14 protein-coding genes, 1 pseudogene and 1 riboswitch are annotated in these 15336 nt (G+C 46.5%); of the genes and pseudogenes, 7 read left to right on the top strand and 8 right to left on the bottom strand.

All coding sequences use genetic code 11. From position 1 onward, the window contains the following. The 4 genes from ACYVF1_RS29665 to ACYVF1_RS29650 all read right to left on the bottom strand — a co-directional run bounded on the left by ACYVF1_RS29665 (window position 1) and on the right by ACYVF1_RS29650 (window position 2566). Entirely contained in the window at window positions 1–1158 is a 1158-nt protein-coding gene (locus tag ACYVF1_RS29665; protein ID WP_461085866.1) for a redoxin domain-containing protein, read from the bottom strand. Between the two features lie 160 nt (window positions 1159–1318). Next, window positions 1319–1798, bottom strand: a complete 480-nt coding sequence (locus ACYVF1_RS29660) for a DDE-type integrase/transposase/recombinase (RefSeq protein WP_461085864.1) — start codon at window positions 1796–1798, stop codon at window positions 1319–1321. Further along, window positions 1785–2084, bottom strand: a complete 300-nt coding sequence (locus ACYVF1_RS29655) for an IS3 family transposase (protein ID WP_461085862.1) — start codon at window positions 2082–2084, stop codon at window positions 1785–1787. Before ACYVF1_RS29655 ends, ACYVF1_RS29660 begins: the two co-directional genes overlap by 14 nt. Window positions 2085–2254: 170 nt before the next feature. Continuing rightward, entirely contained in the window at window positions 2255–2566 is a 312-nt protein-coding gene (locus ACYVF1_RS29650) for a transposase (protein ID WP_190893084.1), read from the bottom strand. A 77-nt stretch (window positions 2567–2643) separates the two neighbouring features. On the opposite strand from ACYVF1_RS29650, the gene ACYVF1_RS29645 reads away from it, so the two are divergent. From ACYVF1_RS29645 to ACYVF1_RS29635, 3 genes are all read left to right on the top strand, one after another. Continuing rightward, on the top strand, window positions 2644–3141 hold the full coding sequence (locus tag ACYVF1_RS29645) for a hypothetical protein (RefSeq protein WP_461085860.1): 498 nt from the start codon (window positions 2644–2646) through the stop codon (window positions 3139–3141). 390 nt (window positions 3142–3531) lie between these two features. Continuing rightward, window positions 3532–4494 (top strand): NADP-dependent oxidoreductase, encoded by a 963-nt coding sequence (locus ACYVF1_RS29640; protein ID WP_461085858.1) that lies wholly within the window; start codon window positions 3532–3534, stop codon window positions 4492–4494. Continuing rightward, window positions 4495–5406, top strand: a complete 912-nt coding sequence (locus ACYVF1_RS29635; protein ID WP_461085856.1) for a helix-turn-helix domain-containing protein — start codon at window positions 4495–4497, stop codon at window positions 5404–5406. It abuts the gene before it with no gap. A gap of 611 nt (window positions 5407–6017) precedes the next feature. Here ACYVF1_RS29635 and ACYVF1_RS29630 read toward each other — a convergent pair. From ACYVF1_RS29630 to ACYVF1_RS29620, 3 genes are read right to left on the bottom strand one after another with little or no spacing between them, the layout of a single operon-like run. After that, window positions 6018–6479, bottom strand: coding sequence for a nuclear transport factor 2 family protein (locus ACYVF1_RS29630; RefSeq protein ID WP_461085854.1), 462 nt, complete (start codon window positions 6477–6479; stop codon window positions 6018–6020). Window positions 6480–6504: 25 nt separating this feature from the next. Next, complete coding sequence (locus ACYVF1_RS29625) at window positions 6505–9219, bottom strand: ABC transporter permease (protein WP_461085852.1); 2715 nt, start codon at window positions 9217–9219, stop codon at window positions 6505–6507. Next, window positions 9207–9545 carry a PadR family transcriptional regulator gene (locus tag ACYVF1_RS29620; RefSeq protein WP_461085850.1) on the bottom strand — a complete coding sequence of 113 codons (339 nt, stop codon included), beginning with the start codon at window positions 9543–9545 and terminating at the stop codon, window positions 9207–9209. The genes ACYVF1_RS29625 and ACYVF1_RS29620 overlap by 13 nt, the downstream gene beginning before the upstream one ends. 382 nt (window positions 9546–9927) lie before the next feature. Here ACYVF1_RS29620 and ACYVF1_RS29615 point away from each other — a divergent pair, with 382 nt between their 5' ends. Further along, window positions 9928–10278, top strand: a complete 351-nt coding sequence (locus ACYVF1_RS29615; protein WP_461085848.1) for a hypothetical protein — start codon at window positions 9928–9930, stop codon at window positions 10276–10278. A gap of 102 nt (window positions 10279–10380) precedes the next feature. Here the strand turns inward: ACYVF1_RS29615 and ACYVF1_RS29610 are convergent, their stop codons facing one another. Further along, window positions 10381–10842 (bottom strand): Lrp/AsnC family transcriptional regulator, encoded by a 462-nt coding sequence (locus tag ACYVF1_RS29610; RefSeq protein ID WP_461085846.1) that lies wholly within the window; start codon window positions 10840–10842, stop codon window positions 10381–10383. Between the two features lie 174 nt (window positions 10843–11016). After that, window positions 11017–11208, top strand: a riboswitch (cobalamin riboswitch). A 146-nt stretch (window positions 11209–11354) separates the two neighbouring features. Between ACYVF1_RS29610 and metE the strand changes: the two genes are divergently transcribed. The 3 genes and pseudogenes from metE (at window position 11355) to ACYVF1_RS29595 (ending at window position 15150) form a co-directional block, all read left to right on the top strand. Then, window positions 11355–13664 carry a 5-methyltetrahydropteroyltriglutamate--homocysteine S-methyltransferase gene (gene metE, locus ACYVF1_RS29605; RefSeq protein ID WP_461085844.1) on the top strand — a complete coding sequence of 770 codons (2310 nt, stop codon included), beginning with the start codon at window positions 11355–11357 and terminating at the stop codon, window positions 13662–13664. A 49-nt stretch (window positions 13665–13713) separates the two neighbouring features. Then, a pseudogene (locus ACYVF1_RS29600) lies at window positions 13714–14037 on the top strand (6-carboxytetrahydropterin synthase). A gap of 141 nt (window positions 14038–14178) precedes the next feature. Further along, entirely contained in the window at window positions 14179–15150 is a 972-nt protein-coding gene (locus ACYVF1_RS29595; RefSeq protein WP_461085842.1) for a methylenetetrahydrofolate reductase, read from the top strand. Window positions 15151–15336: the final 186 nt, after the last annotated feature.

The raw sequence follows: 15336 nt of genomic DNA, 5'->3' as shown, positions 1-15336 counted from the left end.
TTATTGAGCCAGTAACTTACCCAATCTCTCCTCTAAATCACGGATTTGAATATCTTGAGCTACTATCTTTTTACTGCTGTTCAACAAGATGGCAACTGGAAGACGACCGATTTGATAAATGGCGTGAACCTCTGTATTACCATCTAAATCCATCACTACGGGCCAGGGTAATTTTTCCTCCAGCAAAGCGGTTTTGGGCATTCGACCATCAAATTCCCGAGAGATGGTGATGATTTCGAATCCTTGTGAATGGTAGCGTTCATAGAGCTTGCGTAGGACAAGGCGTCGACGTTTGTTGGAAGGCACATGGCTACTGGTAAAATCTAAAAGTATATATTTTCCCTTGATGTCTGCTAAGCTTAACCGCTTTTCTGACAAAGTCGGTAGCTCAAAATTTAATGCTTTTTGCCCTACCTGGTTCGCAATAAGTTCCCGCTGAATCTTTCGATAAGAAGTATACTTCCGGAAAGAGGATAGTTTGGCAAATAACTCGTTTCGTGTCTGATACGAAAAAGCCAGAAATCTAGATCTATATAGATACCAGCTTGAAATAGCCTTGGGGTGGGTAGCAATCAGACTAGATAATACGGCTGCATATTCATTATGTAACGAATCACCTAGTTGATCCATTCGTTCCATAGGATCAGGAAGCGAGTTCCCTGAAAGAAGATCGTTGGGCCCTGTTGAGCTAAACTCAAATTGACTGCTTAACTCGGTGTGCTTTTCCACGAGTTGAGCTAACAAACTGGCTTGCTGAGTCCAAAGCTCAGTAACCAATGAACCCTTGACTTGAGGAGAAGATGTAAGATGATCATTGAACGTGATTCTGATATCGGCTGAGTCAATGAACAGGTTGACGTCCTTTTTTCGATTCTCAATCCAAATGTAAGCTGGACATGGTTCAGCGACGTCGATGACAAAGACGGCGTGGCCATCTAATACCATTGTCGAGTAAATACTAGGTGGGTTCTCAGGGCGCTTGATGACTAATTTACATTCGGTACTGTCCTGAGCGAGTGGCAAGTAGCAATCAATACGGCTAGTCAGTTGCGCCTTGGAAATAAGGGGAGCCAGAAACAGGTAAATAAGAACAGTCAGGCTATTAGCTAGTAAGAACACGTCGATTTTACGAGTAAATCGTTGGCTGACACTTTTCATCAAAAGCCTTGTTTTGTAAGCTTTATTTCTCAGCCTATTAAGATGATTTACATGAAATCAGTTAGTAAACTAGCTATGCTTGGTGCAAAATGCTAGAAAAATTTGAGCATATGCTACTGATTGAGTTTGACAGTTATTAAAATATTGGAGTACTATTGTCTTAGCCCCCTATTAACTGGACAGATTTTCTGAAAAAGTTGTGTCGTAAATTACCCGCGCTTCTTCCCATTTTTGTTGAGGTGTTATAAAACCAATCGAACGGTGCAACCGGTGATTGTTGTAATGGGAAAAATAACGCCCTAACATTTCTTTGGCGGCTTCGGCCGTCCGATTCAAAATAGCTGGCAAATACATTGCGTTCAATCACATCATGCTCTAAAACACTGTGAAAAGCTTCAATGTATGAGTTCTCTTCAGGGGTAGCAACGTGCGTAAACTCCTGCTTAATCTCTGAGCTTTTCAAAAAGTTGCGTACCGAGTGGGCTATGAATTGGCTACCGTTGTCATTGCGCAAAATGACGCCTTTCAGTTCATGACTTCGGTTTATTCGTCGAAAAAGATTGATTAAGTCAATTTGACGAATGCTGCCTTGGAACAACCAATCCAGAATTTTGCGGCTGTAAACATCAATGACGCTCAACAGATAGTAATTCCGCCGTTCCCCTTGTACCGCACCGGCGGCCCGGCCAGACGTTTTTGATGTCCCAGCACAGGTATTTCAACGGACTAGTAGCTTCAATCCGTCTGAATTGAACGAACTCTCGCTTGCCTGTCGGCCGGATTACTTTGCCTAAAAGCAAATTATGTTCCTGCATAAGCCGATACACTTTTTTCTTGTTGATGAGGTACTCTTTTTTCAGCTCATACGTAATGTACTCATAGCCCAGCGCATTGAATTCAACGTCTAGTAAGTGGCGAATACTCATTATTACCTCTTAATTGTCCACCCACGATCCATCCAGTTTCATGGTTACCTAGCTAGGTCTTGCCCCAGGTCTGCCTGACTGTGGTTGGTAGTAAGACACGCTCCGAGGCAGGTCGAGCCACTGGCATAACAGGGTATGACTTACCTGATGTTCGAACTGTTTCATGAGCGTTAGTTTCTCCTGGGTTGAATAGGCGTTTTTTTTAGCAATTCGCTCTTGATCTCCAGTTCTAAAGCCTGCTTTGCCACAATCCGCTTTAGGCGTTCATTTTCCTCTTCAAGTGCCCGCAGTTGGGGATCGACGCGTGAGTAGGAGTCCTTGAGGCCTTCTTTGCCTTTGCTTAAATATTTCAAACGCCACTTGCGCAACAAGGAAGGGGATAAATTGTACTTGCGACAGGTCTCGGCATGGCCGTCACGGATGGCTTCCTGGACGATGGAATAGCGGTCTTCGGGAGTAAAACTCCGCCTTATTTTGCTCATGGTATCTGAGTGTAGTAGGACTAAACTGTTTTTACAATTTTGTCCAGCCATTCAGGGGGTTAAGACACTATGTCTAAATGAAATTTTCTCAAAATACCCTCCCACGTGAGACAAAGAAGCGTTCATGTGTCTGCCTCTTTATTGGGGCGATTAATGAAACAGCTATGAAACAAGAATTTGGCAGAAACCTGCTATTTCACGTAACTGTAATAATTATCGTTAGCATACTGTTTGGATGTGACTCAACAAAGTCTGCTCATATAGAGGATGCTGGTAGAATTCAACGAGTAACAGTAAAAAATCCGAGACAACGCGGAGTGGAGATTCCGGTTACCATTAGAATATCTGGAGATATCGATGGAGATGCCTATGTATATTTAGAAGGGAGACCTGAAGCAATCCGTCCCAGAGTTCCCGGTGGCGTATGGGACATCTTTGGAAAGGGACGATTTAGCCAAGTCATTAAGCATCAGGTTGGCCCAAAGCAGGATCTGACTTTTGTCTATGTACCTGTGAGCACAACAAAAGGTCACCTGACCATTGACGTTGAATATACTATGGGCTGGTTTTACTAATATAACCCTCCCCCTTGAGACGAAGAGCGATTTGCGTTTTAATTATTCGGGCATTTCTTAAGACTTCATATTTAAGAGCGATGTGAGCAGAAAATAATTGTATAAGATCGGTCATCAACTCACTAAAACCGCGTACGATAATAGGTTGGGTGGACACAACAAACAGTAAGAAAGGAGTGTTTGCCGCCCCTCTGGCAACAGGCCGCCCGACTCAAACAGGTAAGCTGTTTTGCTCGTTGTTTGGCTCCCATTACCTGTTAATAGGCTAGCCACCCCCTGGTTGGGCTTTGACAGCTCAGGCAAGCACTTTTTTGGCTACAACAAAGTCAAAACCAGCTACAACAGTTCTGACTTTACTGATGACTTTTGCTCCAGCAAAATCATCTCTCAATGAAAGCAATAAGAATTCACGAATTTGGCGGCACGGAAGTCCTGAAATTAGAAGATGCGCCAATGCCGGTTCCTGCGGCTGACGAAATTCTGGTAAAAATTTTCGCCAGTGGGGTCAATCCGGTTGACGGTGCTATCCGCAATGGCGGCAATGATGTATTAAGACCATTCCTGAAATGGCCCTTGATCGTAGGCTGTGATGCCGCAGGCATTGTGGAAGCAATGGGAACTGAGGTTACCAGCTTTAAAATAGGCGATGAAGTATTTGGCTGTCCAAACTTTCCAGGCAATGGAAGCTACGCCGAGTATGTGGCGGCAAAAGCAAGTCAGTTTGCCTTGAAACCTAAAAGCCTTTCCTTCAACCAGGCCGCTGCGGTGCCCTTGACGGCACTGGTTGCCTGGGCAGGGCTTTTTGAGCTTGGCAACTTACAGGCCGGGCAACGCGTTTTAATTCAAGGCGCATCAGGCGGGGTGGGTAACTTTGCCGTCCAGTTAGCTAAGGCAAAGAGGGCGTCTGTCATCGCTACTGCGTCGGCAGGCAATCTTGACTTTTTGAGCCATATTGGCGCTGATGAGGTGATTGATTACAAAACGCAACGGGTTGAAGACAGGCTGCACGGCATTGACCTGGTGTTTGATGCGTCGCCGATCCGGGATAATCAGCAGCGGCTGAAAAGCCTAAGCGTATTGAAGGAGGGAGGCACGTATGTAAGCGTTAATGTTGATGTTCCGTTTGATGAGCAGGTTGACCAAGCACTCGCCCAAAGACACCTTACCGGGAAGATGGTTGCCGGGCAGAAACATGAACATCTGGCCGAAATAGCCGCCCTGATTGATGCGGGGAAAGTAAAAGTTCTTGTCAGCAAGGTCTACCCGTTAGCGCAGGCTGCCCAAGCGCAGAACGAAGTGGCTACGTTTCATGTTTGCGGTAAAATTGTGCTGGAAGTGCAAACAGAAAAGTAGATGGTAAAAAGGGTCAAAACCATCGATGAATTTCATCGGCTACGGGGTTTTCCTAAACCTGAGCATCCGCTCATCAGTGTCGTAAAAGTCCAAAACGCCAGGCATTTGCACACGGATGAAGCTGAGCTTTTGGCGCTGGACTTCTACGTGATCGCTCTTAAACGAGTGTTTGACAAGAGCCGACTGAAATACGGGCAGCAGGATTATGATTTCAACGAAGGCATCCTGTCGTTCATGTCGCCTAATCAGGTGTTCGGCGTAGTACCTGGTAGCCAGGAAGAAGTGAAACAATTGGGTTGGGTGTTGCTCATCCACCCCGATTTTCTTTGGCATACACCGCTGGCAAACACCATCAGGACGTATGAATTTTTTGATTATTCGGTAACCGAAGCCTTGTTTCTTTCCGAGAACGAAGAGCTAACAATCCTTGGCATTATTGAGGCAATCCAACGGGAGTATCAGTCAACCCTTGATACCTTTAGTCAGGACATCATCCTGGCGCATGTAGACACGTTGCTTAAATACGCCGACCGTTTTTATCACCGGCAGTTCCTGACCAGGCGAAAAGCCAATCATCAGATCCTGCAACGTTTGGAACAATTGTTGGCCGCCTATTTCAATAGCGATGATTTGATGACACGAGGCTTGCCGTCCGTCCACTACATTTCAGACCAGCTCAATGTATCCGTAAGTTATCTGAGCCGGTTGCTCACGACGCTCACCGGCCAAACTACCCAGCAACATATACATGACAAGCTGATTGAGAAAGCCAAAGAAAAACTGTCAACAACCGAGCTTTCTATCAGCGAAATCGCTTATGCATTGGGCTTTGGTCATTCTCAATCATTCAGCAAGTTGTTCAAAACAAAAACGAACATATCGCCTTTAGCGTTTAGGCAATCGTTCAACTGAGAGGCCGTCAAGCTGTCGTTGAAAGGTTTCCAGATAGCCCCACTTAGGCAGATGTAAAGCCTAATGATGCGTCCCATGTATGAAGCAGAAGCAAAACGTTGCCTGAAGTGCCGTCTCAATAAATGCTGGATATTGTACGACCCGCCGATGCTTACTGGGGCCGTCAAGATCAAATCTTAGCCGAACGCCAAAAAACTAAACAGCTATCAATACTAAAACGACGGTAAAGCGGCCCACCGCTGTGGTCATATTTTTCAGAAATTAAAAAGTGCATAAAACCGCCTCTTCTCTTTTCACTGCTCCGGCAGCCCGGCCGCATTTGTCCACTTTCGGTTGATGATATACAGCTTTGCTAATCTGGAGGAGTTGCTGCCGTCTCAGAATTTTGTCCGCGTACATAAATAGTTTCTGGTCGCTATTGATAAAATTGACCACATCGAGAAAAACAGGATTCAGATAGCGGATCAACTCATTCCGATTAGTGATACGTATGCTGAGGCTTTTTTTACCCTGCTGAAAGGGTTTCAGTAGCAGGAAGTTGACTTTATTTTTTGCCCTCTTTCCGAAGAGTCACGGCTAAAACTTACGCGTCTTGTCCGAGTTTTAATTGCTTATTTGATGAACTGCACTGATTTCGGTGGGGATTGCCACAGTACGTTGACAATCATCCAGCGGCCATTTTCCTTGATTAGGTGCAGGTAATCAATCCCCCAAACCGCCGTCACTTTAGCCATCGCCGTTTTGTCGGCTACTTCAAACACATCGACCTGTCGGGGTGAATCGGCGTTGGCACGTTTGCCCTCTTTATTCCATAGTTTCGCCAGCCGGATCAAGGCCGGAAAGGGCATCTCCAATTGTTTCGAGTAACTACCTGTTCTCTGATCGAATGAAAAGCCACGTTTCTGAAGCGTCGGGTGTATACTCTGATAAGCCAGCGTCGTATCGACTTTGTAAAACGTATCGATGTAATTGAAGCAGGCCTGTCGAACGCCCGCAACATCATCGACGGGTGTTTGGGCATAAGCACTCGTTAGAGCAACACAGATCAGTAAATAGGCAAGACTGTTTATCATGGTTTTGATGCAATAAAGTTGAGGGTTATTCAGTACGTAAACTTTTTACAGGGTTGACAAGCGCCGATTTGAGACTTTGAAATGAGACCGTAATAAAAGCTAGTAGCAACGCCAGAGTACCAGCCCCTACGAACACCCACCACGGAATGGCAATGCGGTACTCGAATAGCTGAAGCCAACGATGCATAGCGTACCAGGCCATAGGAGAAGCAATCAGAATGGCAATGAAAACCAGTTTTAGGAAATCTTTGGTGAGCAACAGCACAATGCTGGCCACCGACGCGCCGAGCACTTTGCGTACGCCAATTTCTTTTCGACGTTGCTGGGCAGCAAACGTAGCCAGCCCGAACAGGCCCAGGCACGAGATCAAAATGGAAATGATCGTAAACGTGCGTACAATCCGCGACGTACGGGCTTCAGCCTGGTAGTTTTTCTGAAAATCTTCGTTCAGGAACGTATATTCAAACGGTTCGTCGGGACGTAACGATTTCCATTTCTGCTCTAGAAAACCCAATATGTTCGTCATGTCGGCAGTGTTGGCATGCACGATAATGTAGTTAAAACTGGGTCGTCGACTCAACATGAACGCATAAGGCGTAATAGGCTGGTGCAGGTCTTCATAGTGAAAGTCGTTCACTACCCCTACGATCTCAAAGGAAGTTGTTTGACCCTGCCAGTCGAAGTCCAGCCGTTGACCAATAGCTTTGGCCTCTGGTATCTGGAACTTGCGTAACGTAGCTTCGTTGACGATGAGTCGGTTCGCTGTATCACCCGGAAACTGGCGCGAAAACAAACGGCCCTGCTTCAACTGGAAACCCATGGTTTGCAGGAATTCAAAATCGATGCGATTGGTGCGGATGTCCTGTCCCTGGGTAACGCTTTGGTCAGGACGGTGAAATACCATATCGCTCTGGTTAGCAATGCCGGGATAGAACTGAGTCCCGGCGGCTGATACCACCTGATTATTTCGCAAAATTTCGCTTCGAAAAGCGGTGTAAGCCGCGCGCGACTCACTACTCCGGAAGGGAATGGCAATCTGCTGATTCTGCGTAAAGCCCAGCGGTTTATCACGCAGGTAGTGCATCTGTTTCTGAATGATAAACGAGGCCAGTACCAGACCAACCGATACCATAAACTGAAATACGACCAACCCACGACGTAACGCTACGGCCGACAGCGAATTGCTAAACTTACCTTTTAACACCTTCGCCGGGTCAAATAATGACAGATAAAAAGCCGGATAACTGCCTGCTAATAAACCCGTCAGCAAGGCCATTCCCAATAAAGCAAATAGAACCTGTGACTCAAGCAATTCGCTAACCAACAGGGCCTTACCGGTGAGTTGATTAAACATCGGCAAGAATAAAACACCCAGCGCCAGCGCAATCAGAAATGCCAGGAACGTAAGTATGATTGATTCGCCCAGAAACTGCCACACAAGCGCCCCCTGCTGCGCCCCCATTACCTTCCGAACACCCACTTCGGCTGCCCGTTTGGCCGAACGCGCCGTTGCTAGGTTCATGAAATTAATGCAGGCAATCAGCAGGGTAAATAGGGCAATCGATCCCAGTATATAGAGGTAGGTAACGCTATTGGTCGGCGTAACCACCGACTGGAAATTTGGGTACAGATGCAGATCGGGAACGGGCACTAGAAACAACTGCCGATCGAAACCCACTGATTTGAGGTCAGCGCGAGCGTATTTTTCGATAAAGGAGGGCAGCTTCAGGGTTAATGCCTGGGGGTCGGTATTGGGTAGTAGCCGCAGATACGTCAGAAACATATTGTTATTGGCAAAATCCGGATGCCCTTCGCGCAGGTAGTTTCCCATTTCGCCTGCGGCAAGGGGAATAAAAAACCGAGCGTCGATATGCGAATTGGTTCTGGTGTTTTGGTACACCCCCGTCACTTTAAATTCTTCGCCCATACCCGCTTCACCCCCGATCCGAACGAACCGGCCCAACGCCGACGTCGTGCCAAACAACTTAGCCGCCACCGCATCTGACAATACGACCGAATGCGGGTCTGTCAGGGAGGTTCGGGGATCGCCTTCGGTAAAGGCATAGGTAAACAAATCGAAGAAGGTTGAATCGACCTGATAGCCTTTCGTTTCGTAAAAAGACTGCAACGGCTTTCCCGGCTCACGCACCTGGAGCAACGACTTTTCATCGGCGATGTATAAGCGAGTCATCTGCGCGATCTCTGGATATTCAGCTTTGAGTGCTGGCCCATAAGGCGCAGACGCCATCGAAAACTCCTGTCCCGTATTCTGGCCAATTGTCGCCCGTGACCCCACCAAATACAAGTTCTTGGCATGTTGGTGGTACATATCGAACGACAATTCACTACGTATGTACAGCATCAAAAGCAGGCAGCAGGTCATGCCCAGGGCCAGCCCAAATACGTTGATGGAAGAGAATGATTTGCTTTTAATCATGTTGCGCCAGGCAACTTTGACATAATTGAGTAACATCGTCGAGCTAAGGGGATTGGGTTGGGAATAATCATTCGTCTGTTGGGTACTAGACAAGGCGAAAGGGCGAATCAACCGCAGAACCGCCCATGCATACCGCCAGTGGGCGTCCCGTACACCGACGGTCTTCACCCAGTACGTGTACATTTCGAGCAGATCGCCCTGCAACTCATCTTCCAGGCCAGGTGGACTGAACTGGGTCAACAGCCAGTTGGCCCAGCGGGGTGGCCTTGGATTTTGTTTTTCATCATCCGTTAAGCGCCCCATAGCTGTAAAACGGGGGTAGGAATTTGCTGCCACAGCTGGTTGCGCAGATGCCGACACTCGATCAGCGCACGCTGACCGGCCGTCGTGAGGGTGAACAGGCGTTTTTGGCGACCTCCCCGCTCGGCAGTAGCACCACCCATCATTGACGAAACTAAACCCTTCTCCTGAAGCCGTTGCAGGGTGGTATGGACCGTAGGGAAGCTGATGCTACGGGCCATCTGTTGGTCAATTGTTTGAGTAATCAAGGCGCAATAAGCCTGCTCTTGTAGAGCGGCCACTGTCAGTAAGACAACTTCCTCTAGCTCCCCTAAAAAGGCTCTTTTCATAGCGAAAAAGGATTGAAATCGCCGTTATATCTTCTTTCGTCAGCTTAGTACTATTAATATAGACTTTGTCGTACAAATACTCGGCCAAACTCTTTATCTAGGCTTGTACTCATTTCCAAAGCTGTTTTGTGGAATTAATAGCTACAATTTTGTCCAAAAATGGACAATTAATGTACTATAGCGGACAGCTCATTGATTGTTTATCTGGTGGTGAATTGTTTCTGGAAGTGCAAGCGCTTTCATCTAGAAATCCTTTGTCTCATGAATCGCTCCCAGTTGAGATAAAGTAGGTTTTATAAGTCAGCACGTAAAAGGGATGGAAATCGATTTTCATTCCAACTATTGTCGTACACTGGGAATCTTTTAGGCAAAGATCAACGATATGAGAGCCAGATTATTCCTACTTGTAAGCTTATTGTTGAGCATAGGCTCTTGTCAAACAAAAGAGGCCCTTGCCCCCCGCTGCGCTAGTGCTGGAGCTTTAGTTAAACAGGTTAAAAATACCAGCGGTGTGGTTTATTACGATTCCGCTCAAAGCAGCTACTTTATTCGGGTCCCCAATAGCTTTGATTCCCATGATCTGGGTTACACTTGTAACTTAGCTACTGACTTTCAAAAACCAGGTTTGAAAGTCAACTTCAGCGGTACTTATTACCAGAGTGATAAGCAACTTGGCTTTGTCGCAGGTGACAAGAATTACTATTTATTCCTTCTTTCCATTCAAGAACAATAATGCGTTCATCCAGCGTGAGATGAAGGTTCTCAGAAAAGGCTCCTACATGAGACGAGAGAGTATATAAAAATCGGCCGTTTGGCGAGATAAACAAGTTATGGACTAAAAGTTAACATTATAGGAGTTTTTGTTCTCGCTCATGACAAAGGTACTATGGGTGCTTCCAATGCTGGTCACCGAGCCAAGTTTATTGAACACAAAGTCCTGATAGTGTTTCATATCTCTCGCATAAACCTTCAATAGAAAGTCAAAATCTCCTGAAATATTATAACATTCAACTACTTCCTTCAGCCCAACAATGTCGGTCACAAACTCATGACCTATATGCTTATCGTGCTGTTTCAGCTTGATATTACAAAAAATGATTAATCCATAGCCCAGCTTCTCGGCATCTACTAAGGCGATGTATTTTTTAATGTAACCGCTTAGCTCCAATCGCTTTACTCGTTCAAAAACCGGCGTATGCGTTAGATTCACCCGATCGGCTAACTCTTTAATAGTCAATTTTGAATTTTCTGCCAGTAATTCGAGTAACTGTCTGTCTATTTCATCCAGTTTTTCCATAGGATAATTATCTGTTGGTAATGAAATATATCCTTCTAAAAGAATAATTATCTATTAATGAAACGAAAATAGATAATTATTCTAAAATAACCGAATTAAATTAGATATTGAATCTTGATTTATAGCTTTGTATGGAATTTTAATCCCCTTACAGGCTTAAAATAATCGTTCTTTTCTATAGCAACTGGAATAGGTTTTCGATGAAAGTCGGAATGTAGAGGGAATCGTGTGAAAATCACGAACTGTCGCGCAACTGTAAGTAACGTACCCTCTGTCGTCTCATGCATGTCCACTGACTGATTTAGAGTTGGGAAGGACGGACGCCAGGTTACAAGTCAGGATATCTGCCTATATCAGCTGGATAATGTTTTCGCGGAATAAAACACGTAGTCTGACCTTTTTACCTGAACAGCTATACAAATGGCTGCCACTGTATCTGTGTGTCCTTCCCGGAGCCGCTGTCTCGTTTAGCAAAGCACGTTCAACTGTTCTTTACCAAACAAGTAACGATAATGCGAACTCAGAACCTGGGCTACCCTCGGATTGGTGGACAACGACAACTCAAAAAAGCCTCTGAACAGTATTGGGTAGGCAAAATCGACCTGACGGCCTTAAACCAGGTGGCCCAAACCATTAAGCAGGAAAACTGGCAAACCCAACTGGAGGCGGGTATCGATCTGATCCCCTGCAATGATTTTAGTTTTTATGATCAGACACTGGATATGAGCCTGTTGCTGGGGGTTATTCCTCAACGGTATGCATCACTTTCAGCTAAAGTAGACGAGAAGGGGATCGCTGATCTGTATTTCGCGATGGCTCGTGGCTACCAGAAAGAAGGGCTGGATCTGACGGCCATGGAAATGACGAAGTGGCTGGATACGAATTACCATTATATCGTTCCCGAATTTACGACCGATCAGGAATTCACCATTTTCCACGGAAACGTATTTGACGAATACAACACAGCAAAACAATCCCTAGGCTCCAAGGCCAAGCCTGTGCTGGTGGGGCCCATCAGTTACCTACTGCTGGGTAAAGAAAAAGAGCCAGGTTTCGAACGCGTTGATCTGATCAGTAAACTGATTCCGGTATATATCGAAATTATTAACCGGCTGAAAGAATCAGGGGCTCAGTGGATTCAGTTGGATGAACCTTTCTTGGCGCTTGATCTGTCGAAAAAAGAGAAGGACGCGTTTAACGATGCTTATCGTACGCTGGCTGACCAAGTGAGTGGCGTTAACCTGCTAGTTGCCACATACTTTGAAGGCCTACTGGATAATACGGCTTTAGCTGTGAACCTACCCGTTCAGGCCTTACATATTGATCTGGTTCGCGCCCCTAAGCAACTAGATGAAGTGCTGGCCTTGATTCCTCAACAGCTTCAGCTTTCATTGGGTGTTATTGACGGACGTAACGTCTGGAAAAACGAATACGAGAGATCATTGAGCCTGATTAATAAGGCCGTTGAAAAATTAGGTATTGATCGTGTGATTGTGGCACCATCCTGCTCGTTGCTACATAGTCCGATTGACCTTGACGGGGAAACTGCACTGGACCCAGACATTAAAAATTGGATGGCCTTTGCCAAACAAAAACTAGCTGAAGTTAGTGAACTCAGGCAAATCGTTGAAGGGGCCCAGGAGTTACTGGATGCCAACAAAAAGGCGATTGCCAGTCGCCGTTCTTCGGAGAAAGTGCATAAGCAAGTCGTGAAGGATCGGGTTGCCGCCATTACTGATTCTGACGCAACGCGTAGCAGTGCGTTCCCAATCCGTCAGCAAATTCAGCGCAACCGCTTCCAACTGCCTTCGTTCCCAACAACGACGATTGGCTCATTTCCCCAAACGGATGATATTCGGCAGCTGCGGGCCAGTTTTAAGAAAGGTGATTTGACCCTGGAGCAGTATGAACAGGCCATCGAGCAGGCTACCATCGAGACGATTCGCTGGCAGGAATCTGTAGGGCTGGACGTGCTGGTTCACGGTGAATTTGAGCGGAATGATATGGTTGAATACTTCGGCGAGCAACTCGAAGGATTCCTGTTTACCCAAAATGGTTGGGTTCAAAGCTATGGCAGCCGGTGCGTAAAACCACCCATCATTTATGGCGATGTAAGCCGCCCTTACGACATGACCGTACGCTGTATTACATTCGCGGCCGCTCAAACGGCAAAATATATGAAGGGTATGCTGACCGGTCCGGTAACGATTCTGCAATGGTCTTTTGTACGCGACGATCAACCCCGTGATGTCACCACGAACCAGATCGCTTTGGCGATTCATGATGAAGTGCTGGCGTTGGAAGCTGCCGGTATCGGCATTATTCAGATTGATGAAGCGGCTATTCGGGAAGGGCTACCCTTGCGAAAAGCCAAGCGCCCTCATTACTTGGATTGGGCCGTGAAAGCCTTCCGGGTAACGGCCAGCGGTGTTGCCGATAAAACGCAGATCCATACCCACATGTGCTACAGCGAGTTTAATGACATTATTGAACACATTGCTGCCATGGATGCTGATGTGATCACCATCGAAACGTCACGCTCACAAATGGAATTGCTGCATGCCTTCGCTCATTTTGAGTATCCCAACGAGATTGGCCCCGGTGTTTACGACATCCATTCGCCACGGGTTCCCAGCTCGGAAGAAATGATTTCGCTTTTAACCAAGGCCGCTGACTTACTACCGGCCCGAAACTTGTGGGTGAACCCAGATTGTGGGTTGAAAACGCGGAAATGGCCGGAAACCAAAGTCGCTATCGCGAACATGGTTGCTGCTGCTCAGCAGGCCCGGGAGCAAATCAGTACCGAAAGCGTCCTTTACTAGGAGAAAGGCGGGCGATACCGCCCGCCTTTCATGATTTAAAAAGTTATCGATGGTCATTTATGTTACACGCCGGGAAACCTTCAATGCAGCGCATCGGATGTACCGGGAAGACTGGAGTGCTGAAGAGAATAAAGCGGTATTTGGCAAGTGCGCTAATCCTAATTGGCATGGACACAATTACAACCTGTTTGTTACCGTCAAGGGGGAGATTCGTGAATCAACCGGGTATCTGATCGATTTGACACGGCTTAAAGTGATTATATAGGATCAGGTGATTGAAAAGCTCGACCACAAAAACCTCAACCTGGATGTGGATTTTATGCGAGGTAAAATGGCGACAACAGAGCTGCTCTGCATTGGGATTTTTAATTAGCTGAAAGCACCGATCGAAAGGAACCAGGGGGTTTATCTGCATTCGGTCAGGTTGCATGAAACCGAAAATAATTCCGCCGAATATTTTGGGGAGTAATTTCGCCAATCGTCTGAAGCCTAAAATCATAACTTAAGTACCCGCATGTTTTTAGAAAAGATTAAATCTGGCGAGTCAGGCGTGCTGCTCTACGGTATTACGCCACCCAAAGCCAGTACCACGCCTGAACGCGTGGCCGAGATTGCCCAAAAAACAATTGACCGGCTGGTAGGCTTGGATATCGATGCGCTCGTGGTCTATGATGTTCAGGATGAGTCGGCCCGAACAGCCGAAGAAAGGCCCTTTCCCTTTATCAATGCCCTTGATCCAATCGAATTTGCCACCCGTAATCTAGGGCCTTTACCCCTACCGAAAATAATTTACCGTCCTGCTGGGAAATTCTCTGCGGGCGAGCTATCGGATTGGTTGGAAGAACTACATAGCCACCAGTTCTATCCCATTTTTGTGGGTGTACCCGCACCGGATTCTCCCATCAAAACGAGCCTTACCGAAGCCTACCACCTGTGGAGCAAACACCGGGATACCTCCGTTATCGGTGCGGTTACCATCCCGGAACGGCATCAAGTACTCCATGATGAGGATGTCCGGATGTTGGACAAGATGAGCTGTGGGGTATCGTACTTTATTTCTCAATGCGTTTTTAATCTTGACTATGCTCAGCAGGTTATCGCAGACCTGGCACACCGATGTAACAGGCAGCGCGTAAAACCGCCAACGCTCATTTTTACACTTACCGCCTGTGGATCGGCCAAAACCCTGCATTTTATGGAGTGGCTAGGCATTCACGTACCAGATGAATTGCAGGAAGAACTGAAAACATCGGACGATATTCTTGACAAATCGGTGAAGATATGCCTCGATATTGCTGCTAGCTTGACGACCTACTGCCTGGAGCGGTCTATTCCTTTCGGGTTCAATATTGAAAGTGTGGCCATTCGCAAAGCTGAGATTGAAGCGTCGATCTATATGGCGGATGAAATTGGTCAGATGTTAAAGGAGAAAGGGGTTAGACAGTCAGTGATAGACTATCAAGTGATGAATGACAACCAACTGTGATCAGCTAGTCAGGCTGAACAGTAGGCTTCATTAGCCGAGCAGATTTTTACCTTATTTTACTTTCACCATGTAGCAGAAGACGATACCGTTTATGTCTAATGAAAGGAATGGAACAAAATGCGTTACCAAACATGAATCGATTAGCTGCCCGCGTTGCCAGCGACGCTTCGAGTGTAGAAGGCCATC

The sequence above is a fragment of the Spirosoma flavus genome, assembly GCF_054778555.1.
The sequence above is the reverse complement of the archived record's forward strand: the minus strand, read 5'-3'. Positions and strand labels throughout refer to the sequence as shown.